The following is a 23892-nucleotide window of genomic DNA, read 5'->3' on the forward strand; positions in this document are numbered from 1 at the left end:
TGGGTGCTGATTCATGTTGAGGTGCAGGGCGAGCCAGAGGACGCTTTTGCACAACGGATGTATACTTACCAGTATCGCCTGCGTGACCGCTACGGGGTGGATGTGGTGAGCCTTGCGGTACTGGCCGATACCAGCCCCGGCTTCAGGCCAGCGGCATTCAATTATGATCGCTGGGGGTGTGCACTGCAGTTCAACGTGATTGATTGGATGATCCAGCTCCCCAGCAGTCTGAATGCAACATTTTTGAACACGATCTATGCGATCGAGGAGGACAAGAACATGCCGTATATCAATACCGCTGAACGGGTGGGGTTGGAGAAGGGCCGTCACGAAGGTGAGCTGATCGGTATCCAGAAAGGTGAGCAGATCGGTATCCTGCGTAACCAGCGCGAGACTGCCCTAACTCTGCTTGAATTAAAGTTCGGTGCACTGCCGGACTGGGCAACCGAGATGATCCGCCAAGCCGATGCGACCAAGCTCGATGCCTGGACGAGGGGTGTTCTGACAGCTGAAAGCCTGGAAGCCCTGCTGGGCAAGCATTGAGTCACCGCAGCGATGAAAAAAACGGGTCAGGTCCGAAGCCTTGATGAAAGGCTGGGTAAAGGGATGGATACAGGGCTACTTATCATGTTTCCAGCTTGCAACTCCCGGTTTGGGCACCAGAGTGTCCGTGCATGAAATCGTTCTCAGGAAGCTGTAATGGAAGATGTCCGCTGGTCACAACGTTTCGACCATTTCAAAAAAGCCTATGCCCAGCTCCAGGAGGCATTGTCTTTGATGCAAGAGCGGCCGTTGTCCAACATTGAAAAACAGGGGGCAATACAAGCCTTTGAGTTCACTTACGAACTCGCCTGGAATGTGTTAAGAGACTATCTGATTTGGCAGGGTGCGGAGGCAATCTCCGGTTCGCGTGATGCCATTCGGGAGGCATTTAAGCGTGAACTGATCCTGGATGGCCACGGATGGATGACGATGTTGCAGGATCGGAATCGGACAGTACATACTTATAACGAAGAAACGGCCCGGCAAATACTTGAGAACCTGCAAGGCCGTTATGCAATTTTATTTGCAGAGTTCTGTACCCTGTTCGAAACCCGGCAAAGGCAGATGGCAAATGAGTTGTGAAGTATCTGAGCGTTTCGGGCTTCCTGAAGAGGATGTTGCCCGATATCAGGCGGTCTTTGCCACGTATCCTCAGATCAGACAGGTGTTGATTTATGGCTCCAGGGCAAAAGGCACTCATCGACCAGCGTCTGATATCGATCTTACTATCGTGGGGGATCTGGACTGGCCGACCTTTACTCGGATCGAAGCAGAGATTGATGAATTACTGTTGCCGTACCAGGTGGATTTGTCCCTCTATTCCCAGATTGATAATCCAGCGCTGATCGAACATATCCAGCGCGTAGGTAAAACCTTTTTTCAATCATAAGCAGCTGAAAACAGACTCTCCACCTCAAACGCCACGATATGACGCTGCTCGCGGGAGAACTCCACGCCAATCAGATGAATCGGCTGGCCGCTGGCGCGGTACTTGTCGGCGTAGCCCTTCAGCTTAATCTGTTCCAGCGCCTTGCCTTCAGGTAACTGCTCAACCACCTTGAATTCAAACAGGTAAATATGGCCGCCAAACTTAACGGTCATGTCCACCTTGCCGTGATGGCTGGCATCTTCCACGGTGACATCCAGCCCCAGGGCCGCAAAGTGGCTGTAAAACACGCTGGCATAGTGCCCCTCGTATTGCGCGATTGGGTTGTTGCGGTACCAGTCGTGGGGCAGGCCGGCGTACAGCGCTTTGAGGTGGGTTTCGAGTGCGGTCAGGTCGTGTGACTTCAGGCAGCTGAACAGCGTGCGGCGCTGACGCGGCCCATCCTCAACGCCCAAAGCTGGCAGCAGAGCGTGGTTAAGGCTGGTCTCCACCTCACGATTGGGGAAACCCAGCATGTATTGGCGGTAGCCCAGCATGGGTTGGGTCACGTTCTGAAGAGTCAGGTACCCCGTCTGAAACAGCAGCCCCTCGGTACTGATCTGGTCAACGTCGAACTGGCTGAGCAGTTCATACTCGGTTTCCCAACGATCCAGAGACGGGGTAAACACACCACGCTGTTTGAGTACATCAACCAGGAAGGTGGGGGTGGCCGATTCGAACCAGTAAGCACCAAACTCACGCTTTTGGAACAGCAGCAGCACATCGAAAGGGTTATACACAGCGGTGACGGACTGATCGCCCCAGCGGTAGCCGTTGTACCACTCCTTGATTGCCTGGCGCTCCAGTCCCGGCAGTTCGGGTGCAAACACGCTGTCAATGTCCGCATCGGTATACCCGCAGATCGTGGCGAAGGGCGCATCCAGCGTAATATCGTTGAGGTTGTTCAAACCCGAGAACAAACTGACTTTGCTGAACTTGGACACCCCGGTAAGCATCACAAACTGCAGGTGAGGGTCGGCATCCTTGAGCACGCTGTAGAGGTTTTTGAGCCCTTCCCGCAGTTCGCGCGCACGGTCGGCATCAAGGATGTTGTCCAGAATGGGCTTGTCGTATTCATCGATCAGGATCACGGCAGGCTGGCCGAAGTGCTGGTGGGCCTGACTTACCAGATTCTCAAACTTGCCGGGTATATCGGTTGGCGGCAGGGCGGGCAGGCCCAGGCGCTCACGGTTCGCCCGCAGCTGATAGCGGATGCGCTCATCCAGTTCTTTACGGCTGCGCATAACCCCACTGCCAAAACTCAGCCGGATCACCGGCCAGGTCTGTTGCCAGTCCCAGCGGTCATGAATATACAGCCCTTCAAACAGATCCTGACGGCCCTCGAACAGACAGGCCAGGGTATCCAGCAGCAGGCTTTTGCCAAACCGGCGCGGGCGCGACAGGAAGTAATACTTGTTCTGGTTGACCAGCCGCTCGATATGCGGTGTTTTGTCCACATAGTAGTAGTGGCCCCGGCGGATATCGGCAAAAGTCTGAATGCCGATGGGGAGCCTGCGGCGTGTGGTGGGTGCAGTGGACACAACGACCTCCGTGGCTTGAGTAGTCAACCTGAGGGCAGTTTATCATGTTTAAAAGAGTCAATGACCGGCGGGTGCAGCTCAAACGCGCGATTGATACCCTGCTGGGCAGTGAGCTGACCGAAGAGAAAAGCCACCCGAACTATTGACAATGACAGGCCCTGAACGCTCAGAGTGCTGAGCTTCCCGTTGCGAAGGCCAAGCTGCTATCCTGTGCCCAGTAAACAGGAGGCCCCATGACTGAGACCGATACGGATCGCACCACCGATCACGACAGCCCTTGGAAAATCGCCCTGGATGGCTATTTCATATACTTACCAATATCGCCTGCGTGACCGCTACGGTGTGGATGTGGTGAGCTTGGCGGTGCTGGCTGATACCAGCCCCGGCTTCAGCAAGCAGCAGATCCTGGAGCTGTTCAACGTGATTGATTGGATGATCCAGCTCCCCAGCAGTCTGAATGAAGCATTTTTGAACACGATCTATGCGATCGAGGAGGACAAGAACATGCCGTATATCAATACCGCTGAACGGGTGGGGTTGGAGAAGGGCCGTCACGAAGGTGAACTGATCGGTATCCAGAAGGGCCGTGTGGAAGGCCGCATGGAGGGCCGCTTAGAAACAATGCGTGAAACAGCCTTGGGCTTGCTGGAGTTGAAATTTGGTGAACTGCCGGATTGGGCAACCCAGATGATCAACCAGGCCGATGCGACTAAGCTGGATGCCTGGACGAGGGGTGTTCTGACGGCTGAGAGCCTGGAAGCCCTGCTGGGTAAGCACTGAGTTACGGCAGCGATGAAAAAACGGGTCAGGTCCGAAGCCTTGATGAAAGGCTGGGTAAAGGGATGGATACAGGGCTACTTATCATGTTTCCAGCTTGTAACTCCCGGTTTGGACACCAGAGTGTCTGTGCATGAAATCGTTCTCAGGAATCTGTAATGGAAGATGTCCGCTGGTCACAACGTTTCGACCATTTCAAAAAAGCCTATGCCCAGCTCCAGGAGGCATTGTCTTTGATGCAAGAGCGGCCGTTGTCCAACATTGAAAAACAGGGGGCAATACAAGCCTTTGAGTTCACCTACGAACTCGCCTGGAATGTGTTAAGAGACTATCTGATTTGGCAGGGCGCGGAGGCAATCTCCGGTTCGCGTGATGCCATTCGGGAGGCATTCAAGCGTGAACTGATCCTGGATGGCCACGGATGGATGGCGATGTTGCAGGATCGGAAACGGACAGTACATACTTATAATGAAGAAACGGCCCGGCAAATACTTGAGAACCTGCAAGGCCGTTATGCAGTTTTATTTGCAGAGTTCTGTACCCTGTTCGAAACCCGGCAAAGGCAGATGGCAAATGAGTTGTGAAGTATCTGAGCGTTTCGGGCTTCCTGAAGAGGATATTGCCCGATATCAGGCGGTCTTTGCCACGTATCCCCAGATCAGGCAGGTGTTGATTTATGGCTCCAGGGCAAAAGGCACTCATCGACCAGCGTCTGATATCGATCTTACTATCGTGGGGGATCTGGACTGGCCGACCTTTACTCGGATCGAAGCAGAGATTGATGAATTACTGTTGCCGTACCAGGTGGATTTGTCCCTCTATTCCCAGATTGATAATCCAGCGCTGATCGAACATATCCAGCGCGTAGGTAAAACCTTTTTTCAATCATAAGCAGCTGAAAACAGACTCTCCACCTCAAACGCCACGATCTGACGCTGCTCGCGGGAGAACTCCACGCCGATGAGGTGGATTGGCTGGCCGCTGGCGCGGTACTTGTCGGCGTAGCCCTTCAGCTTAATCTGTTCCAACGCCTTGCCTTCAGGTAACTGCTCAACCACCTTGAATTCAAACAGGTAAATATGGCCGCCAAACCTGACGGTCATGTCCACCTTGCCGTGATGGCTGGCATCCTCCACGGTCACATCCAGCCCCAGGGCCGCAAAGTGGCTGTAAAACACGCTGGCATAGTGGCCCTCGTACTGGGCGATAGGGTTGTTGCGGTACCAGTCGTGGGGAAGGCCCGCGTACAGCGCTTTGAGGTGAGCTTCGAGAGCGGTCAGGTCATGCTGTTGCAGCGTGTCCAGCAGAGTTAACTGGTAGGCCTGTGCCTCACTGGGGCCAATGCCCAGCACCGGCAGTAAATAATCATTCAGGCTGCTTTCCACCTCCCGGTTGGGGAAGCCAAGCGTATACACCCGGTAGCCCCGCATGGGCTCCTGCATGGATTTGATGGTGATATAGCCGGTCTGGAACAGCAGGCCCTCGGTGCTCATGTCATCCACATCGAACCGGCCCAAAAGTTGGGCCCTGGCCTGTACAGAGTCCAGTGAGGGTGTATACACACCACGCTGTTTGAGTACATCAATGAGGAAGGTGGGGGTGGCCGACTCGAACCAGTAGGCGCCAAACTCACGCTTTTGGAACAGCAGCAGCACATCGAAAGGGTTATACACAGCGGTGACGGACTGATCGCCCCAGCGGTAGCCGTTGTACCACTCCTTGATTGCCTGGCGCTCCAGTCCCGGCAGTTCCGGTGCAAACACGCTGTCGATGTCGGCGTCGGTATATCCGCAGATCGTGGCGAAGGGCGCATCCAGCGTAATATCGTTGAGGTTGTTCAAACCCGAGAACAAACTGACTTTGCTGAACTTGGACACCCCGGTAAGCATCACAAACTGCAGGTGAGGGTCGGCATCCTTGAGCACGCTGTAGAGGTTTTTGAGCCCTTCACGTAGTTCGCGGGCACGGTCGGCATCGAGAATGTTGTCCAGAATGGGCTTGTCGTATTCATCGATCAGGATCACGGCCGGCTGGCCGAAGTGCTGGTGGGCCTGCTGAATGAGATCATGGAACTGCCCCGGTATTGATGTGCTCGTCAGAGTCACCCCAAGGCGTTTGGCTTCGCTGCGCAGCCGCTCAGTAATGTACTCATCCAGTTCTTTACGGCTGCGCATCACCCCACTGCCAAAACTCAGCCGGATCACCGGCCAGGTCTGTTGCCAGTCCCAGCGGTCATGAATATACAGCTCTTCAAACAGATCCTGACGGCCCTCGAACAGACAGGCCAGGGTATCCAGTAGCAGGCTTTTGCCAAACCGGCGCGGGCGCGACAGGAAGTAATACTTGTTCTGGTTGACCAGCCGCTCAATATGCGGTGTTTTGTCCACATAGTAGTAGTGGCCCCGGCGGATATCGGCAAAGGTCTGAATGCCGATGGGGAGCCTGCGGCGTGTGGTAGTGGGTGCAGTAGACACAACAACCTCCGTGGCTTGAGTGGTCAACCTGAAGGCAGTTTATCATGTTTCAACGAGTCGATGACCGGCGGGCAATGATCAAATTCAGCCAGTATCACGACTCGATCGCCCGGCCGATTCTCCTTTAGGGCATACGCAGTCGCCAGTGTCGGAGTAAAAGGGGGTGGACCCCTTTTCACTGAGTCTCAGGGGAGACGGCTATAATATTCAATGACTTTGCCGATAATCCGGTCATCTGAAGACATTGTAATGATCTCGTAACCTGGCCGCTTGTTAAGAGGGACCAGACGTTGCACCCCCCCTTCTGATTCAAGTCGACGGAAAATCGGCGTTGCATACCCAGTAGCTGTAGCCACTACGAATTCGCCGTGACGGACCTCAATTGAAGTATCAACGACAATGCGAGTACCCTCTGGGAAAGAGTAACGACCGCTGCACCGCATTGCATCTCCCTGAACAATGAGTGTGAATGCATGTGGTCCTCGGCACCGTGCCGCTTCGAACTGAACTTTGATCATGCCTTGTTTGATCTTTTCGAGAACCAACTCGGCGTTGTCGGCCTGCTCCCATGTCAGAACAGGCAGGCCAGAGGCCGAATAGTCCCCTTCACCATCGCCAACGGCAAACTGCTCAGGCAGCGGAACATATCCACGCAGCTGGGAATCGGTCACGCCAAAAAACTCGGCCAAGCGCAGAATTGTACGACTCTTGGGGTCTTTGCTGGTACCCGACAAAATACGGTGAATCGTCGGCTGGGGCACGCCGTTTTCTTCCCCAAACATGTCGTAAGTCGCTCTTGACAAAGCGTTTTCGCTGATACCTTTACCCTCATCATATCGGTCCATGAGGTGTCGCAATGTCTGTGCAATGGCTGTTGAGTTTTTCATTCGCACATTGTCTAGCAACATCTTGTGTAAGAGAAATTCGATTGCGCATTGAAATTAATCCATTTACGCATTATTCTATTCGTAATGGTCTTATCATTGGGTTATCTCAAACACTTGTCAGGAGCGCTCTATGGGTCTTCATATACGTCTTGAGGTGCAAGTACACCACGTTGATCCTGAAGCCTGGCAAAGAACCTTCAATGAAAGTATTATTCTTTTACAGCGCTTCCCTGCTCCCCTCATGAGGTTCGAAGCCTGCAAAATAGGCGGTTTTTACCGATACCAAACCACTACTGAAATTTTCTGCAGCAGAGGCAGTGAAGCAGAACATTGGCGGATATCTGGTGATCGAACGTCTGGTTGCAGAGCGGAAAGCTTTAAACTCTATCGCTATCTTCACACGTACTTGCCTGATCCATCGGCGCTTGGCTTTGATTGGCGATCACGCAACGTGGATGTCCTGTGGGCAAGTGATGAAAATGTCACTTTCCCGACCGGGAGTGGGTCTGAACTTTTCGGAGATAAAACCCAAGGCTATCCCTATCATTATGCGTTATTGGCGGTTGGCATTTTGCTCGAAAACCGCTTCCCCGGTCGTTGTTTTGTGCATGGTGATTTTGACAGGGAGTCCGCTCAGCACGTTTTAACTTGGGTCAATTCAGTGCTTGGAGTCGACTTTGATATTCCCGTCTGTCTTGATAGTGAAAGGCTTTACACCCGACTAGCTGGACTGTTTGAGGATCAACAACTGTTGATCGGGCGCTTCAAAGGATTGTTTCTGGGGCCTCTGCAGGAATCAATGCACGTGCTGGTGAAGTGCTCAGATCCAGATGAGCTATACAAGTATCTGTTGCAGCAGCTGAGACATTATAGCTCTATGTCACAGCCTAGAGTGTACAGACTGCTGTCAGCCTACTTTAAAGAAACGCTGGCAATCGATTCTCTGATCGACTTGGTGCTTTCGACGCCTGAATTTAAAGCAGATTTGAATACGTCGCTAGAAAATCTACTTGAAATGGTTTGTCGTCACGCCATAACCATTGACAGCGCGCCACCCGAAACTCAATCGTGTATTGATAGTGCACTTCTCTTGGAAAAGTTTGTCAGGCTGAAGCCAGAAATGCGTTTGAAGTTTGAAGATATTATCTCAGCGCATAAAAAAATGCGCATGGATGCCTTCTCAAGTGCTAATACGCTCTTACCGGAGAAAGAAGTTGATAAAAAAACTCAAGACCCAATTTACATTGGGAATCAAAACGATATATGCCAAGGTGAGAGTTATCTCGTGGATCAGATTGAAAACCACCGTAAAGCAGCAGAACTTGAAAGCCCAGAGATAATAGCAGAAGCACTGGGGTATTATATAGGTGAAGCACTTACCGATCTTCAATCTAAGTTTAATATGTCTGACCTAGACTACTTTCGTAAGCTAATTATAAAAGGGGCGCAACAAAATACTATCGTTCTCAGTCGTGAGGCGTGGGAATCTATTGATTGCGTAGAAGATATCAGGCTTGTCAAAGCACTCGCTATACTGATTCTATTGAACGAACGGGGGTTCAACTTTTCTCGGTGGAGAATCTACCTATTAGAGCAAAAAAATCTATGGCCCTGTTTTTTTAAGGGTGCCAATGTTGGAAATGCACATTAGGAATCAATGATATTCAAGAGGTATGAAAAACATGAAAGAAATCACCTACGAGCCTGTTTTACGTGCCATGGCGCGCCTGAAAGAGCTAAGCGCTGATCCGGAAACACGCAGGATGGCGGAGGAAAGGGAAAATTTTTTACGCATGCATGAAGCTGATTCTAAGCAGGGTGTGCATGGAGATCATGATCAGAAAAAAGAGAAATAGTTCTTTAATACCCACCCTTTACCCTACGACTGATCAGGTACGCTACAAAATGGACAAATCAATCCAGAAACTACTCATACAGAGAGAAATCCCCAGCATTGATGCATGCCTCATCGAATGCCTGCAGTGTGGCATCCAAGAAGGTATCCAGGTGAGCCTCGCCGAAGCTGAATCGGAAGCTTGGATGAGAGGGTGGGTAAAGGGATGGATAAAAGGTTGGATACAGGGGTGGATACAAGGCTACATGGAGGGCAGGCAAGAGACTGCTTTCAATTTGATTACTCAGACTGAAATGGATGACATCACGATTTCAGAGGTTACTGGCCTACCGGCTGAATCTGTTGCCAGACTTCGCATCCAGCGCTGATCGAACATATCCAGCGCGTAGGTAAAACCTTTTTTCAATCATAAGCAGCTGAAAACAGACTCTCCACCTCAAACGCCACGATCTGACGCTGCTCGCGGGAGAACTCCACGCCAATCAGATGAATCGGCTGGCCGCTGGCGCGGTACTTGTCGGCGTAGCCCTTCAGCTTAATCTGTTCCAGCGCCTTGCCTTCAGGTAACTGCTCAACCACCTTGAACTCAAACAGGTAAATATGGCCGCCAAACCTGACGGTCATGTCCACCTTGCCGTGATGGCTGGCATCTTCCACGGTGACATCCAGCCCCAGGGCCGCAAAGTGGCTGTAAAACACGCTGGCATAGTGGCCCTCGTACTGGGCGATGGGGTTGTTGCGGTACCAGTCGTGGGGAAGGCCGGCGTACAGGGCCTTGAGATGGGTTTCGAGTGCGGTCAGGTCGTGTGACTTAAGGCAGCTGAACAGCGTGCGGCGTTGACGCGGCCCATCCTCAACGCCCAAAGCCGGCAGCAGAGCGTGGTTAAGGCTGGTCTCCACCTCACGATTGGGGAAACCCAGCATGTACTGGCGGTAGCCCAACATGGGTTGGGTCACGTTCTGAAGAGTCAGGTACCCCGTCTGAAACAGCAGCCCCTCGGTACTGATCTGGTCAACGTCGAACTGGCTGAGCAGTTCATACTCGGTTTCCCAACGATCCAGAGACGGGGTGAACACACCACGCTGTTTGAGTACATCAACCAGGAAGGTGGGGGTGGCCGATTCGAACCAGTAGGCGCCAAACTCACGCTTTTGGAACAGCAGCAGCACATCGAAAGGGTTATACACAGCGGTGACGGACTGATCGCCCCAGCGGTAGCCGTTGTACCACTCCTTGATTGCCTGGCGCTCCAGTCCTGGCAGTTCCGGTGCAAATATGCTGTCAATGTCGGCGTCGGTATACCCGCAGATCGTGGCGAAGGGCGCATCCAGCGTAATATCGTTGAGGTTGTTCAAACCCGAGAACAAACTGACTTTGCTGAACTTGGACACCCCGGTAAGCATCACAAACTGCAGGTGAGGGTCGGCATCCTTGAGCACGCTGTAGAGGTTTTTGAGCCCTTCCCGCAGTTCGCGGGCACGGTCGGCATCAAGGATGTTGTCCAGAATGGGCTTGTCGTATTCATCGATCAGGATCACGGCAGGCTGGCCGAAGTGCTGGTGGGCCTGACTTACCAGATTCTCAAACTCGCCGGGTATATCGGTTGGCGGCAGGGCGGGCAGGCCCAGGCGCTCACGGTTCGCCCGCAGCTGATAGCGGATGCGCTCATCCAGCTCTTTACGGCTGCGCATAACCCCACTGCCAAAACTCAGCCGGATCACCGGCCAGGTCTGCTGCCAGTCCCAGCGGTCATGAATATACAGCCCTTCAAACAGATCCTGACGGCCCTCGAACAGACAGGCCAGGGTATCCAGCAGCAGGCTTTTGCCAAACCGGCGCGGGCGCGACAGGAAGTAATACTTGTTCTGGTTGACCAGCCGCTCGATATGCGGTGTTTTGTCCACATAGTAGTAGTGCCCCCGGCGGATATCGGCAAAGGTCTGAATGCCGATGGGGAGCCTGCGGCGTGTAGTGGGTGCAGTAGACACAACGACCTCCGTGGCTTGAGTAGTCAACCTGAGGGCAGTTTATCATGTTTAAAAGAGTCAATGACCGGCGGGTGCAGCTCAAACGCGCGATTGATACCCTGCTGGGCAGTGAGCTGACCGAAGAGAAAAGCCACCCGAACTATTGACAATGACAGGCCCTGAACGCTCAGAGTGCTGAGCTTCCCGTTGCGAAGGCCAAGCTGCTATCCTGTGCCCAGTAAACAGGAGGCCCCATGACTGAGACCGATACGGATCGCACCACCGATCACGACAGCCCCTGGAAAATCGCCCTGGATGGCTATTTCATATACTTACCAGTATTGCCTGCGTGACCGTTACGGGGAGGACTGGCGGATTCAACCGGATCGGCTGCAGCAAGCCCTGAGCACCGTGGAGATCCGGTTACTGGATCATGTCATTGTTGCGCATGAAGGTACCTGCTCCTTTGCAGAAAAGGGGTTGATTTGAAAACCACCGGTCGTCGTGTTCGCCTTGTGCGAGCACGGCGGCCACCCCGTCCTGTTATTTTTTTACACAACGGGCACTATCCTATGACACGTAGCGTGTGTGGTAGACTGGTCAGTATTCAGACAGGAGTAGCCATGACCGATTTACTCGACCCAACCAATGACTATGTGTTCAAGCGCTTGTTTGCAGAGGCACCGGATCTGCTGGTGGATCTGATCAATGACCTGCGCCCGGATCTGCCGAACATCGAGTCGGTTGAGATCCTGAACCCGAACATTGAAGCGAGTGAGTTGACGGGCAAATACATCATCCTGGATGTGCTGGCAAAAGATGGTGACGGCCACTGCTACAATGTAGAGATCCAGGTACGCCGCTACGGTGCTTGGCACAAGCGTGGGCTGTTCTACCTGGCCCGGACCCTGGGCACGCAACTGGATGCAGGTGAAGATTACCAGCACCTAAGGGCGTCGGTTGGGTTGCATTTGCTGGATTTTGATCTGTTCACCGATACTGAAAACGAGCGCAAGCAGGCGACCTGGCGGTTTGAAATGCGCGATGAGACCCAGCCAGATGTCACGTTGGGGAACATCTTGCAGATGAATCTGATCGAACTGAATAAAGCGGATCGCTTGGGATTACCCGAAAGCCCACTTCGCGCATGGGTCACTTTTTTCAAGCACTGGCAGGAGGAACTGACCATGACCAATGTAGCACACGAACCGGTTAAGAAGGCAATGAGCCGCATCCGTGAGCTCAGTGCTGATGAAGAGGCTCGCCGTTTGGCGTTTGTGCGTGAACGCGCACTGCGTGATGAGGTGTCATTGCTGAATGATGCTCGGCGGGAGGAAGCCCAGCGTATACTCCTTCGTTTGCTAACCAAGAGGTTTGGTAGTTTACCAGAGTGGGCCAGCCAAAAATTGGACTCATCCAATGCCCAACAGTTAGAAGATCTGACAGATGAAATCCTGGTAGCAAAAAGCCTTGATGAACTCTTCAAGCATTAAAGCCGGAAAGTCAAAAGCGAGCAGCATCAAGCAACTCAGTGCAGATGAAGAGACACGCCGCGTGGCATTCGTGCGTGAACGCGCACGGCGAGATGAGGTGTCGTTGCTGAATGATGCTGAAAAAGGTCCGAAACCTGATGAAAGGCTGAGTAAAGGGATGGATACAGGGCTACTTATCATGTTTCCAGCTTGCAACTCCCGGTTTGGGCACCAGAGTGTCCGTGCATGAAATCGTTCTCAGGAATCTGTAATGGAAGATGTCCGCTGGTCACTTCCCAGATTGATAATCCAGCGCTGATCGAACATATCCAGCGCGTAGGTAAAACCTTTTTTCAATCATAAGCAGCTGAAAACAGACTCTCCACCTCAAACGCCACGATCTGACGCTGCTCGCGGGAGAACTCCACGCCGATCAGGTGGATCGGCTGGCCGCTGGCGCGGTACTTGTCGGCGTAGCCCTTCAGCTTAATCTGTTCCAGCGCCTTGCCTTCAGGTAACTGCTCAACCACCTTGAACTCAAACAGGTAAATATGGCCGCCAAACTTGACGGTCATGTCCACCTTGCCGTGATGGCTGGCATCTTCCACGGTGACATCCAGCCCCAGGGCCGCAAAGTGGCTGTAAAACACGCTGGCATAGTGGCCCTCGTACTGGGCGATGGGGTTGTTGCGGTACCAGTCGTGGGGCAGGCCGGCGTACAGGGCCTTGAGATGGGTTTCGAGTGCGGTCAGGTCGTGTGACTTCAGGCAGCTGAACAGCGTGCGGCGCTGACGCGGCCCATCCTCAACGCCCAAAGCTGGCAGCAGAGCGTGGTTAAGGCTGGTCTCCACCTCACGATTGGGGAAACCCAGCATGTATTGGCGGTAGCCCAACATGGGTTGGGTCACGTTCTGAAGAGTCAGGTACCCCGCCTGAAACAGCAGCCCCTCGGTACTGATCTGGTCAACGTCGAACTGGCTGAGCAGTTCATACTCGGTTTCCCAACGATCCAGAGACGGGGTGAACACACCACGCTGTTTGAGTACATCAACCAGGAAGGTGGGGGTGGCCGATTCGAACCAGTAGGCGCCAAACTCACGCTTTTGGAACAGCAGCAGCACATCGAAAGGGTTATACACAGCGGTGACGGACTGATCGCCCCAGCGGTATCCGTTGTACCACTCCTTGATTGCCTGGCGCTCCAGTCCCGGCAGTTCGGGTGCAAACACGCTGTCGATGTCGGCGTCGGTATACCCGCAGATCGTGGCGAAGGGCGCATCCAGCGTAATATCGTTGAGGTTGTTCAAACCCGAGAACAAACTGACTTTGCTGAACTTGGACACCCCGGTAAGCATCACAAACTGCAGGTGAGGGTCGGCATCCTTGAGCACGCTGTAGAGGTTTTTGAGCCCTTCCCGCAGTTCGCGGGCACGGTCGGCATCAAGGATGTTGTCCAGAATGGGCTTGTCGTATTCATCGATCAGGATCACGGCCGGCTGGCCGAAGTGCAGGTGGGCCTGACTTACCAGATTCTCAAACTCGCCGGGTATATCGGTTGGCGGCAGGGCGGGCAGGCCCAGGCGCTCACGGTTCGCCCGCAGCTGATAGCGGATGCGCTCATCCAGTTCTTTACGGCTGCTCATAACCCCACTGCCAAAACTCAGCCGGATCACCGGCCAGGTCTGCTGCCAGTCCCAGCGGTCATGAATATACAGCCCTTCAAACAGATCCTGACGGCCCTCGAACAGGCAGGCCAGGGTATCCAGCAGCAGGCTTTTGCCAAAGCGGCGCGGGCGCGACAGGAAGTAATACTTGTTCTGGTTGACCAGCCGCTCGATATGCGGTGTTTTGTCCACATAGTAGTAGTGGCCCCGGCGGATATCGGCAAAGGTCTGAATGCCGATGGGGAGCCTGCGGCGTGTAGTGGGTGCAGTAGACACAACGACCTCCGTGGCTTGAGTGGTCAACCTGAGTGCAGCTTATCATGTTTCAAAGAGTCAATGACCGGTAGGCAATCTTCAGGTTCAGCCAGTATCACGACCCTGTCACCCGGCTGACTCTCCTTTAGGGCATACTCAGTCGCCAGTGCCGGTGACTGGAATAGCCGGGTGTTGTTCATGTCGAAGCCATGTTCCTGCAGCAGGGCTTCCAGTGTCCCCATATAGTGCTGGACAGGCTGCTGATGCTGCTTCCAGTCCGGGCTTTTGAGGATGCGTGCGTGGTCGCCTGCGAAATAAATATCGTCGAAAGTCTCACGCAGGGCCGGCAGGCACTGCTCTATATGCCTTCGGTGCCGACTGCCCAGTGTGCAGCATATGAGCCGCTTGCGTCCGGATACCAACAGCTGCTCCCTGGCATAGTCGCACAATGTCAGTATGCCCGCCGGGTTGTGGCCATAATCAAGCACCAGTTCGAACGGGAACCCGGGCATGCGCTGAAACCGGCTGGGGTTTTCAGTGGGGTCCTGTCCGAACAGCGCCAGGCCCTTTCTGATGCTGTGGTGGTCGATACCCTGTGCAACAGCTATTGCGGTGGCAGCCAGGGCATTGGCTACATTACAGCCGATGAGGCCGTGCTGGGTGCAGGCGATATCGGCCACCGGCATCAGTGTCGTCATGCTGCCGCCCTGGGCAATCACAAGCTGGCGCCCGGCCGGTGTGTCGTCGACATAGACAGCATCGCCACCCGCTGCAATATGGGCCTGCAGTGCCGCGTTGCTGTTGGGGTTACACGAAAACAGCCACAGCCGCACCGGCTCTTGTATACGGCTTCGCTGGGTCAGGGCATGTGGGTCGTCTGCGTTGATGACAGCGGCCCCGTGCACGCGCTCCAGTACAGATCCTTTGAGACGGGCCATCTGCTCCAGGCTGTCTATGCCAAACTCGCCCAGATGATCGTCCTGTACATTCAGCAATGCTGCCACGTCATACCGGTCGCAGGGGTGCCCAAACCGGATCAGCCCCTTGCGTGGCAGTTCGATGATGGCGGCTTCGCTGGCCGGGTCTTCCAGAATCAGCCGTGCGCCCGGGTAACCGGACAGGTTTTGGCGGCTGATCAGGGTATTGCCGATTTTCACATGTTGGGTGGTGCAGACACCGGCGGTGCGGCCGCTTTCGGTCCAGATCCGGTGCAGCAGATTGGCGGTGGTCGATTTGCCGTTGGTACCGGTAATCGCGGCGGTCGGGATGCGACAGTTGCTTTGGCCGATAATCAGGTCCAGAACCCGGCCGTTAATATCTTGCTCCGGTGTGGCCAGCCAGTGGGGCCGGAAGCCCGGTTGGGCATTTACCTCACAAATAACGCCGCCGGTGTCGATCCAGGGGGCAGTGATATCGGTGGTGATAAAGTCGATTCCGGCGATATCCAGGCCCAGAATTCTGGCAGCACGAATCGCCAGCGCCCGGTTTGCCGGGTGGATGATGTCGGTTACATCCACGGCATCGCCGCCGGTGCTGATATTGGCGGTTCTGCGCAGGAGTACGGCAGTGCCGGCGGGCGGTATGGAGGTGCGCTGCCAGCCCTGCTGTGCCAGGCAACTGAGTGCTTCATCATCAAGCTGTAGTCGCTTCATCAGGCTGCGGCTGTTGGTGCCGCGTCTCAGGTCTCGATTAGCCTGCCCGATGAGCTGTTGAATATTACGATGGCCGTCACCTCGCACCTGGGCGGGTCGGCGTTCAGTCGCCGCTACCAGGGTGCCATGCACTACAAGCAAACGGTAATCCTGCCCTGCGATATGTTTTTGCAGTATCAGGCGGGCGTCGGTAATCGTGCAGACAGTGTCGAATGCTTGCGTGAGCGTGTGCGCGTCTTGGATGTTGGGCATGACACCAATGCCCTGTTCAGTTGTGGCGGGTTTCAGCACCACTGGCCAGCCCAGGTGATTGGCCTGCTCTGCAAGCGTTGCCCGGGAGTTGACGGTCAGTGTCGGTGGAAAGGGAAGTAAGGCACGCTCCAATATGCGATAGGTTGTGAGCTTGTCACGGGCGTTACGTGCCCCCAGAGCGGATGTTCGACCAGTGAAGCTGCTTTCGAAGCGGTGTTGCAGGTGTCCCCAGCCCAATAGTAGCTCTCGGTCACGGGTGGTGATCGGTATCTGTCGCACACGTGCCGCATCGGCAAAGGCCAGTGTATTGGGTGCAAGCCCCTGGTTTCTGTAGTGTGTGAGCCATTGCATGTAACGAGCGTTGTGTGGTCCGGTGTCTGGCTGCGTGCGCCCGTCACACAATTGCAGCATGAGTTTTAGTACCCATTGCACGCCTTCGCGTAGAGTGTTTTTGCGCCACCAGGGCAGTGCAACTCGCAGTTTAATATGGCTGCCGTCTGGGGTAGAGCAAGAGTCCAGTACCTTGCCACCGGTAACGGGCTCGCGCAGTTCGCGTAACAATAGCACCACCAACGCCACCATCGACTCAGCAAAATCTTGGGTCTTTGGCAGCATCAAGGGAATTTGCCAGGCGGGCTGTTGCTCCAGTAACCAGCCGCTGTTCGGACACAGCGCCTGCATGGCGTAGTGGATGCTGCTCGGCGGCAGCGTCTGCCATTGCTCGGGCAGATTGCCAGGAATCTCCACCTCCATGTGGGCAGTGCGGTCCTCCAAGCCTGATTGACTGCCCGCATACAGCGTCAGTCGAGTAATTTTTATTGTAGACAAGGATGCAGACTCCAACGGTCTAGCAGGCTGTTGAAAATCTGATTGACCTCAACTGAGGGGATTGTGTTTTGATCAATCATGCCTATTCTGTAAAGCCATGCTGATATGAGGTTTTAAATTGTTTAATTTGATCTTCATCAAAGCAGGCAACGATATTTTGAAAACGCATTCGAATAATATGATGATACATAACAACATAACTGTCGTCTTCGTTATGTAAATCTAAGTAGTTTGAGCCGTCTACCGCTAACAGAATAGGGAATATTGAACGAAGGAGATCTAAGAAATCCGGTACGGACGTGCGTTGAAAAGCATTCAGGCACCAATGGTTTAGCTCCAGCACAACCACTGGTTTGTTAGATAGTAGTGTTTTTGTTGCGCCGCGTAGAACATGCCCTTCAAAACCTTCCACATCGATCTTAATAAAAGATATATTCTGGACATCCAGAGAGTTGATTACTTCGTCTAACTGTCTGATGACTATTTTTTCTACAGTATGATCCATGGGGGCTTGTGTTTGGTTAGAAACAAAGCCACCTGATCTATTGGATGGGGAGAAGGTCAAGGTTGATGTACCGGGCTCATCACCTAAGCCTATGTTCTGCAAAAATATATTTTTTGCTTCAGATTTAGATACGTTCTTCTTAAGATACTCGAAAGTTGTTGGTGACGGCTCGAATGCATAAACCGCTTTAGCAAGCTCACTAAACAGCAGAGCAGTGCACCCTATATTGGCACCGATATCTAGAAGTGATTCACTGTTAGCAGCTAATGTCTTAAATAATTTAACCATTTCTGGCTCGAAGCCGGTCTTGATATGTTCAAGATAGTTATCATCTGAAGCAATAACGTAGTCACGCCCACCAATGTTTATATTTAACTCTCTAGAATTTGTCATATTATCTCCAGTTGTAACTGATTTTGATTTTAAAGCTGTTCTCAAAAGGCTTTGTTATATTTTAAAAAGCATTGGTTAAGTTCAACGAGGCGTGCCCATGGAATCAGCTTATCCATTCGGCCCTGGAGCTTTTCCTTGCTGATCCATCTTATGCGTCCTCGATCATGTGCAATCAGCATTATCCCGTGTGGCGAACTTGATCACACCTTCCCTGAACGAGGTAAAAATTCAATGATAGCGCCGATGTTAAAAAATGCATGATACCGTAATGGCCCGCTTGCCTCTAGCTCAAACACCGAACTTAATCAAGCTGATGCGGCCAAGGCAGTGGCTCAAAAACGGCCTTGTTTTGGCACCACTGTTGTTTTCTGGGGCGTTCATAGATGTTGGTGTATTCAGTCATGCCCTTTTGGCCGTGCTGCTGTACTGCACTGCGTCATCAATGACCTGCACGACTGGCTTCAGTGATAACTGAGCAAACAGGCGCATGAAAGCAGGCTCATATAGCGCATCTTCCATGCGCACTGACTTGGCAATACCAACACCAGCGCGGATAATGTTCTGTGGGCTCCACCTTATCTTTACGATGGGTGGCTATTTACTCACGATTTGGACACGTAGATGTGAGTTAGTGGTCGCGAAGCAGGGCTCTGTCACTCCGACGAGCCCCGTTAATCCGACAGACTGCTAGGCCAAGCTCAACAGGAGCTATGAGTAATCGACAGACAGGGGTACAGGGTGAACGGCGACCAAACCATTGATCAAGCCAAACAGGCTCACGTTATTAACGTTCGGCTGGCTAACACCGCCCGAGCCTCGTTGTATCAATATGTGGAGCCAGAAGACAAGGTTTCTGTTGGCCTGGTGTCGCCTCAGTCACTGACCGTTGAGGGTAACGACCATGCCCGCCGGTTGGTGTTTTCTGTCGAGTGCTATGTGTACCCGCAACAAGGCAGGGCGTTACGCATACAGGGTGAATTGACCAGCGATGGCTGGGTGCCGCGAGGGCCGCTGCCACCGGTCGGACGTATGTGTGCTGAACTTGTCCCGACCCATAACGATGATTCAGAGGCCGAGCTTGCGTATATATTTACGCTTTTGAAGGCCCCAGAGACTGTAGATATCCGGTTGCCGTGGAAACGTTTTTTGACACCGGGTGATCCAGACCAGCCACCGGTATCTGACGCAACCGATACATTTGAGACGGCCTTGCAGCAGTCGCTGGGGCGCTGGCTGGCGACCCGGTTTAGGGCTGATACACCCGAAGCGGCAGTGAAGTTGGCGTGCGAGGGCAGTTTGGGCCAGTTTGGTCCGGTTGAATCCAGAGTGTTACCTCGCACAGGGCAGGCTGACCTGGCTGTCGATGTCACGCTGTTAAGCAAAGTGAGTGGGCAATCAGAACAGGACAACGGCAGTGGCATGCCGGCTCTGAGTCTTGCGCTGTATGGTGAGCGGTTTGGGTACTGGTTGTTGCATCGGCACCTTGAGCAACCTTTGAAATCGGCAGGCAAAGAGGCGGGCTCAGTGCCAGTGCGTGTCACCGATCAGGTCATCATCGCCGACAGTACTGAAAGCCTGATAGAGCAAGCGGGCTTGACAGACCCAGAAAAGCGCGTGTTTCAGCTGGCAGGTATTTTGCCGCCTGCAACCTTGTGGCCGGCTTCCGGCAGCTCGCATGACGAATCGCTGGCGCAGAGCGATGTGGATGGTGCGGAGTGCGCTATTTCAACGGCAATCAGTCTTGCAACTGTACCTGATCGGCCGCGCCGACACCTTCAGTCCATTGTGGCCATGGTCCAGAAGGGTGCACTTGATCCCACGGATGTCGATCTATTGTGGCGAACGGCACGTCAGCTGGCACGGGCAAAACGATAGCCTCATTATCTGCAATCGTCATAATTCCATCATTCGATTGTCAACTCTGTAGTGAACCATGACCCTTTACATCACGAATCCAGTGAAGGGGTTTTTATGGCCAATTACACTCTGCAAATCCTGCATGCGTCCGATATGGAAGGTGGCGGCGGTGACCTGCTGAATGCACCTGCGTTCGTTTCAATTGTTGATCATCTTGAAGACCAATCTGCCAACTCGCTGTTCCTCTCCAGTGGTGACCTGGTTTTGCCGGGGCCGTTTATGGCGGCTGCCGGGGACTCGCTGCTGCGCAGTGCGATCCAGCGTGCCAACGAAGAGTGGTTGGGGCTGGCCCCCGGTACACTGAGTGACGTGCGTGAGGGCGCAGGACGGGTCGATTTGACCCTGGCAAACCTGTTGGGTGCCGATGCCATTACCCTGGGCAATCATGAGTTTGACCAAGGCACCAACGCACTGGCTGATCTGCTCCGGGCTGACATTCGAGGTGATGACCTTGGTAGCGTTCGTTGGCTGGGCAGCCAATTCCCCTATTTGAGTGCCAACCTGGACTTTTCGGCAGACAGCGCGCTGGCGGGCCAATACACCGATGAGATCCTGCAGAGCACGGATTTCGCAATGGACTTGGAGTCGCTGACATTTGCGGCAGGCAGTGCACGAATCGCCCCGGCCACCATTGTTGAAGAAGGTGGCGAGCGTATCGGTATCATCGGTGCGACCACCCAGATACTGGAAAGCATTTCCAGCACCGGCGGCGTTGATGTTGTTGGCACCGACAGCAATGATATGGCTCTGCTGGCGCAACAGCTACAAGTGTATATTGATGCCCTTGAGGCACAGGGTGTTAACAAGATCATCCTCATGACTCACCTGCAGCAGATACAGTTGGAAGAGCAGCTGGTGGGCCTGCTTGATGGGGTGGACATCGTCATGGCGGGCGGCTCCAATGCGCTCTTGCTGGATGATGGAGATGCCCTGTATCCCGGCTCGGGGGCAACAGCTTACGATGCCTACCCGATCCTGACCCAGGACGCCGCCGGTAATGATGTGGTACTGATTAACACGGATGGCGGCTGGCGCTATGTAGGTCAGTTGCAGGTCGAGTTTGACGAGCAGGGGCGTATCGTTACCGAATCGATAACAGATGCCAATTCAACGGTGTACACCGCGACTGATGAGACCGCCAGTGCACTTTGGGGTAGCCTGGATGCGGCCTATGCTGAGGGCTCCAAGGGGGCGATTGCTCAGGCTCTTGTGGGGTCTGTGGCTGATCTGGTCTCGGCAAAGGATGGCATCATCTACGGCAAGACAGACGTCTACCTGCAAGGTGAACGTGCCTTTGTGCGCACCGAAGAGACAAACCTGGGCAACCTCACCGCTGACGCGAATCTGTGGTACGCCCGTCAGGTCGATGAGACGGTGACAGTATCGATCAAAAATGGTGGCGGTATCCGTGAGCCGATCGGAACAACCTTTGCGGTTGGCTCTGAAGGAGAATACGAACTGCTGCCGCCGCAGGCCAATGATGTTGCGGGTAAGGCCGAGGGAGAAATATCCCAGCTGGATATCGAGTCGTCTCTGCGTTTCAATAACGCGCTTTCCATACTCACTCTGACCCGTGCCCAGCTCGTAGAAGTGCTGGAACATGCAGTTGCGGCATCGGCGGAAGGAGCCACACCGGGTCAGTTTGCACAGGTGTCAGGCGTGAATTTCAGCTTTGACTGGAGTCAGCCTGCCGGTGCGCGCATTGTCAGTGCGGCCATTACCGATGAAGCCGGTGTAGTACTGGACCGGCTTGTGGAAAATGGCCGCTTCATTGGCGATACCGACGCGCATGTGCGTGTTGTAACCCTCAGTTTCCTGGCTGATGGTGGCGACGCTTACCCATTCGCTCGTTTCCTGGCCGAAAATGGAACCGTCGATGAGCGTATCGACCTGAGCGAAGCAGGGCTTAAAGAGGGAACGGCTACCGCCGTCGCCCCGGGTACGGAACAGGATGCGTTCGCAGAGTACCTGCAGGCCCAATATGCTGAAAACGCTTACGGTGCAGCTGACACAGCCAAGGGGGATGACACTCGAATTCAGAACCTGGCCTACCGTGAAGACAGTGTGTTGTCATCCATGAAGAGCACGTGGGAAGAGGCGCTGGATGCTCAGATCCTGAAAGCCACATTGGCCGCCATATTTGACTCGGGTGTGGGTGAGGCTGGGTCAGAAGTCGTGACGGTTGCGGGCGGTAAGCTGTATTCAACCAACGGCGCGCTCGGTCGAATCGATATTTATGATGCGGCCAGTGGCGAACACCTGAATGCACTTGATTTGACGGGCATTGACGGTTTCGATGGCGTCACCTCGGTGGCGGTATCCAATGGTATCGTTGCAGCGGCCATTGACAGTGCCGGTGGCGCTAACGGCACCATTGCGCTGTTCTCGGCGGAAACTGGAGAATTGCTCAATACCGTGAATGCAGGCGGGGTTCTGCCTGATATGCTCAGGTTCACGGCCGACGGTCAAAAGCTGCTGGTTGCGATTGAAGGTGAGCCGGTGTCGGCCGAGTTTGACCCGGCCGGTGGGGTTAGCCTGATCGATTTCTCTGCAGGTGTAGACAACGCTTCAGTTCAGTTTGTGGGTTTTGAGGCCTTTGATGGACAGGAAGACGCATTGCGCGAGCAAGGTGTACGCCTGTTCCCTGGCAAGGCCCCATCAGTCGACTTTGAGCCGGAATACATTGCACTCAGCCCTGATGGCATGCAGGCGTTTGTTACACTGCAAGAAGCCAACACGGTGGCTGTGCTGGACCTGGCCAGTGCAACGTTTACGGATCTGTTGCCGCTGGGTACAACTGACCATAGCCTGACCGGTAATGGGCTGGATGCCTCTGATCGTGACAATGCCATCAATATCCAGAACTGGCCGGTGTTTGGCCTGCGGATGCCGGATGCAATTGCCAGCGCCGAAATTGGCGGTATGACGTATTTCGCCACGGCTAACGAAGGTGATGCCCGTGACGCAGATGTCCGTATCAAAAACCTGACGCTGGATGCCACTGCATTTCCCGATGCGGCTGAGCTTCAGGCCGATAGCCAACTGGGACGGCTGCAGGTGTCGGGTATCGACGGTGACATCGACGGTGATGGGGGCTATGACCAGCTGTTTGCCTACGGTTCGCGCTCCTTCACACTGTACGACGCCGAAGGTAATGAAGTGTTCGACAGTGGTGATCAGTTCGAACGGATTCTTGCCGAGATTCGACCCGAGCGGTTCAATCACGACGCGGGAGAACTGGAAGGCCGCTCTGACAATAAAGGGCCAGAGCCGGAAGCGATCGCACTTGGAACAATTGGCGAAGACACCTACGCCTTTATTGGGCTGGAGCGCGACAACGGCATAATGGTCTACAACATCAGTCAGCCGGCTCAGTCGGAGTTTATCGGTTATATTGATGCTGAAGCCTGGGGGCATGTGTCACCAGAGGTGATCACGTTCATTCCCGCCAGTGACTCCGCCACCGGCAAACCGCAGCTGGCAGTGGCGTTTGAAGGGTCCGGTACTGCTGCGTTGATTGATCTTGATCAGCTGGGCAGCGCCGACCACCGCCTGGTATTCGGTACCGATACCGAGGTTGCGCTTGTGGAAAGTGTCTATCGCGGATTGCTGGGGCGCGAAAGTGAAGCGGCCGGTGCGGGCTACTGGGTTGAACAGATGGAGCAGGGCATGAGCGAACAGCATATGATCGCCAGTGTGATGGCCAGTGCTGAGTTCAACGCCCGTGGGCTTGGCAGCGATGCTCAATTCATTGAGGCGCTGTACACCGATCTGTTGGGGCGCGAGTATGATCAAGGCGGACTGGACTACTGGGGCAGTTTGTTGAATGGCAACGCACAGCGCCAGGATGTGGTGCTGGGCTTCTTCGTGAGTGAAGAGCATCAGCTCAACCTGCTCGGTATTATGGCAGAGGGGGTTGATTACCTGGTCGGGTAACGGTTCTGCACCATCAGGCAGGTGGCGACCCTGGGGCCGTCACCTGCC

Annotated in this window: 19 protein-coding genes and 1 pseudogene; 13 read left to right on the forward strand and 7 right to left on the reverse strand. The window is 54.1% G+C overall.

Going from position 1 to position 23892, the window contains the following annotated elements:
• From ABIE61_RS11470 to ABIE61_RS11480, 3 genes and pseudogenes are all read left to right on the forward strand, one after another.
• Positions 1–543, forward strand: a pseudogene (locus ABIE61_RS11470) (hypothetical protein); the annotation flags it as partial.
• A gap of 156 nt (positions 544–699) precedes the next feature.
• Positions 700–1125, forward strand: coding sequence for a nucleotidyltransferase substrate binding protein (locus ABIE61_RS11475; protein WP_354409578.1), 426 nt, complete (start codon positions 700–702; stop codon positions 1123–1125).
• On the forward strand, positions 1115–1432 hold the full coding sequence (locus ABIE61_RS11480) for a nucleotidyltransferase domain-containing protein (protein ID WP_354409581.1): 318 nt from the start codon (positions 1115–1117) through the stop codon (positions 1430–1432). The genes ABIE61_RS11475 and ABIE61_RS11480 overlap by 11 nt, the downstream gene beginning before the upstream one ends.
• On the opposite strand, the gene ABIE61_RS11485 is transcribed toward ABIE61_RS11480, so the two are convergent.
• Positions 1423–3009, reverse strand: a complete 1587-nt coding sequence (locus ABIE61_RS11485) for a PD-(D/E)XK nuclease domain-containing ATP-binding protein (protein WP_354409583.1) — start codon at positions 3007–3009, stop codon at positions 1423–1425. The two genes, ABIE61_RS11480 and ABIE61_RS11485, sit on opposite strands and share 10 nt — an antisense overlap.
• 294 nt (positions 3010–3303) lie before the next feature.
• On the opposite strand from ABIE61_RS11485, the gene ABIE61_RS11490 reads away from it, so the two are divergent.
• From ABIE61_RS11490 to ABIE61_RS11500, 3 genes are all read left to right on the forward strand, one after another.
• The gene (locus ABIE61_RS11490) at positions 3304–3789 is read left to right on the forward strand and encodes an RpnC/YadD family protein (RefSeq protein WP_354409586.1); all 486 of its coding nucleotides are present in this window, start codon (positions 3304–3306) and stop codon (positions 3787–3789) included.
• A 155-nt stretch (positions 3790–3944) separates the two neighbouring features.
• Positions 3945–4370 carry a nucleotidyltransferase substrate binding protein gene (locus tag ABIE61_RS11495; RefSeq protein WP_354409589.1) on the forward strand — a complete coding sequence of 142 codons (426 nt, stop codon included), beginning with the start codon at positions 3945–3947 and terminating at the stop codon, positions 4368–4370.
• Positions 4360–4677 carry a nucleotidyltransferase domain-containing protein gene (locus ABIE61_RS11500; RefSeq protein WP_354409592.1) on the forward strand — a complete coding sequence of 106 codons (318 nt, stop codon included), beginning with the start codon at positions 4360–4362 and terminating at the stop codon, positions 4675–4677. Before ABIE61_RS11495 ends, ABIE61_RS11500 begins: the two co-directional genes overlap by 11 nt.
• On the opposite strand, the gene ABIE61_RS11505 is transcribed toward ABIE61_RS11500, so the two are convergent.
• Together ABIE61_RS11505 and ABIE61_RS11510 are read right to left on the reverse strand one after the other, a co-directional pair.
• Positions 4668–6260, reverse strand: a complete 1593-nt coding sequence (locus ABIE61_RS11505) for a PD-(D/E)XK nuclease domain-containing ATP-binding protein (protein WP_354409595.1) — start codon at positions 6258–6260, stop codon at positions 4668–4670. The genes ABIE61_RS11500 and ABIE61_RS11505 overlap by 10 nt on opposite strands.
• A 185-nt stretch (positions 6261–6445) precedes the next feature.
• Complete coding sequence (locus ABIE61_RS11510; protein ID WP_354409597.1) at positions 6446–7147, reverse strand: LexA family protein; 702 nt, start codon at positions 7145–7147, stop codon at positions 6446–6448.
• A 130-nt stretch (positions 7148–7277) separates the two neighbouring features.
• On the opposite strand from ABIE61_RS11510, the gene ABIE61_RS11515 reads away from it, so the two are divergent.
• The 3 genes from ABIE61_RS11515 to ABIE61_RS11525 are packed head-to-tail and all read left to right on the forward strand — an operon-like array spanning position 7278 to position 9370.
• Positions 7278–8798 (forward strand): hypothetical protein, encoded by a 1521-nt coding sequence (locus ABIE61_RS11515; RefSeq protein ID WP_354409598.1) that lies wholly within the window; start codon positions 7278–7280, stop codon positions 8796–8798.
• Positions 8799–8829: 31 nt separating this feature from the next.
• Positions 8830–9003, forward strand: a complete 174-nt coding sequence (locus ABIE61_RS11520) for a hypothetical protein (RefSeq protein ID WP_354409601.1) — start codon at positions 8830–8832, stop codon at positions 9001–9003.
• A complete protein-coding gene (locus ABIE61_RS11525; protein WP_354409604.1) occupies positions 8972–9370 on the forward strand; it encodes a hypothetical protein in 399 nt (132 codons plus the stop codon). The genes ABIE61_RS11520 and ABIE61_RS11525 overlap by 32 nt, the downstream gene beginning before the upstream one ends.
• A 34-nt stretch (positions 9371–9404) precedes the next feature.
• On the opposite strand, the gene ABIE61_RS11530 is transcribed toward ABIE61_RS11525, so the two are convergent.
• Positions 9405–10991 carry a PD-(D/E)XK nuclease domain-containing ATP-binding protein gene (locus ABIE61_RS11530; protein ID WP_354409607.1) on the reverse strand — a complete coding sequence of 529 codons (1587 nt, stop codon included), beginning with the start codon at positions 10989–10991 and terminating at the stop codon, positions 9405–9407.
• 294 nt (positions 10992–11285) lie between these two features.
• Here ABIE61_RS11530 and ABIE61_RS18860 point away from each other — a divergent pair, with 294 nt between their 5' ends.
• Positions 11286–11459, forward strand: a complete 174-nt coding sequence (locus tag ABIE61_RS18860) for a JAB domain-containing protein (protein ID WP_502915055.1) — start codon at positions 11286–11288, stop codon at positions 11457–11459.
• Positions 11460–11593: 134 nt separating this feature from the next.
• Entirely contained in the window at positions 11594–12463 is an 870-nt protein-coding gene (locus tag ABIE61_RS11540) for an Rpn family recombination-promoting nuclease/putative transposase (RefSeq protein WP_354409610.1), read from the forward strand.
• Between the two features lie 332 nt (positions 12464–12795).
• Here ABIE61_RS11540 and ABIE61_RS11545 read toward each other — a convergent pair whose 3' ends face one another.
• The 3 genes from ABIE61_RS11545 to ABIE61_RS11555 all read right to left on the reverse strand — a co-directional run bounded on the left by ABIE61_RS11545 (position 12796) and on the right by ABIE61_RS11555 (position 17991).
• Complete coding sequence (locus ABIE61_RS11545) at positions 12796–14382, reverse strand: PD-(D/E)XK nuclease domain-containing ATP-binding protein (protein WP_354409613.1); 1587 nt, start codon at positions 14380–14382, stop codon at positions 12796–12798.
• 23 nt (positions 14383–14405) lie between these two features.
• Complete coding sequence (locus ABIE61_RS11550) at positions 14406–17093, reverse strand: Mur ligase family protein (protein ID WP_354409616.1); 2688 nt, start codon at positions 17091–17093, stop codon at positions 14406–14408.
• A gap of 82 nt (positions 17094–17175) precedes the next feature.
• Positions 17176–17991: an FkbM family methyltransferase gene (locus ABIE61_RS11555; protein ID WP_354409618.1), complete on the reverse strand. Its 816-nt coding sequence runs from the start codon at positions 17989–17991 to the stop codon at positions 17176–17178.
• 738 nt (positions 17992–18729) lie between these two features.
• Here ABIE61_RS11555 and ABIE61_RS11560 point away from each other — a divergent pair.
• A complete protein-coding gene (locus ABIE61_RS11560) occupies positions 18730–19866 on the forward strand; it encodes a hypothetical protein (protein ID WP_354409620.1) in 1137 nt (378 codons plus the stop codon).
• 96 nt (positions 19867–19962) lie between these two features.
• Positions 19963–23844 carry a choice-of-anchor I family protein gene (locus tag ABIE61_RS11565; RefSeq protein WP_354409622.1) on the forward strand — a complete coding sequence of 1294 codons (3882 nt, stop codon included), beginning with the start codon at positions 19963–19965 and terminating at the stop codon, positions 23842–23844.
• The last annotated feature ends 48 nt before the right edge of the window (positions 23845–23892 follow it).

Source organism: Marinobacterium sp. MBR-111 (assembly GCF_040547585.1).
Classification (GTDB): domain Bacteria; phylum Pseudomonadota; class Gammaproteobacteria; order Pseudomonadales; family Balneatricaceae; genus Marinobacterium; species Marinobacterium iners.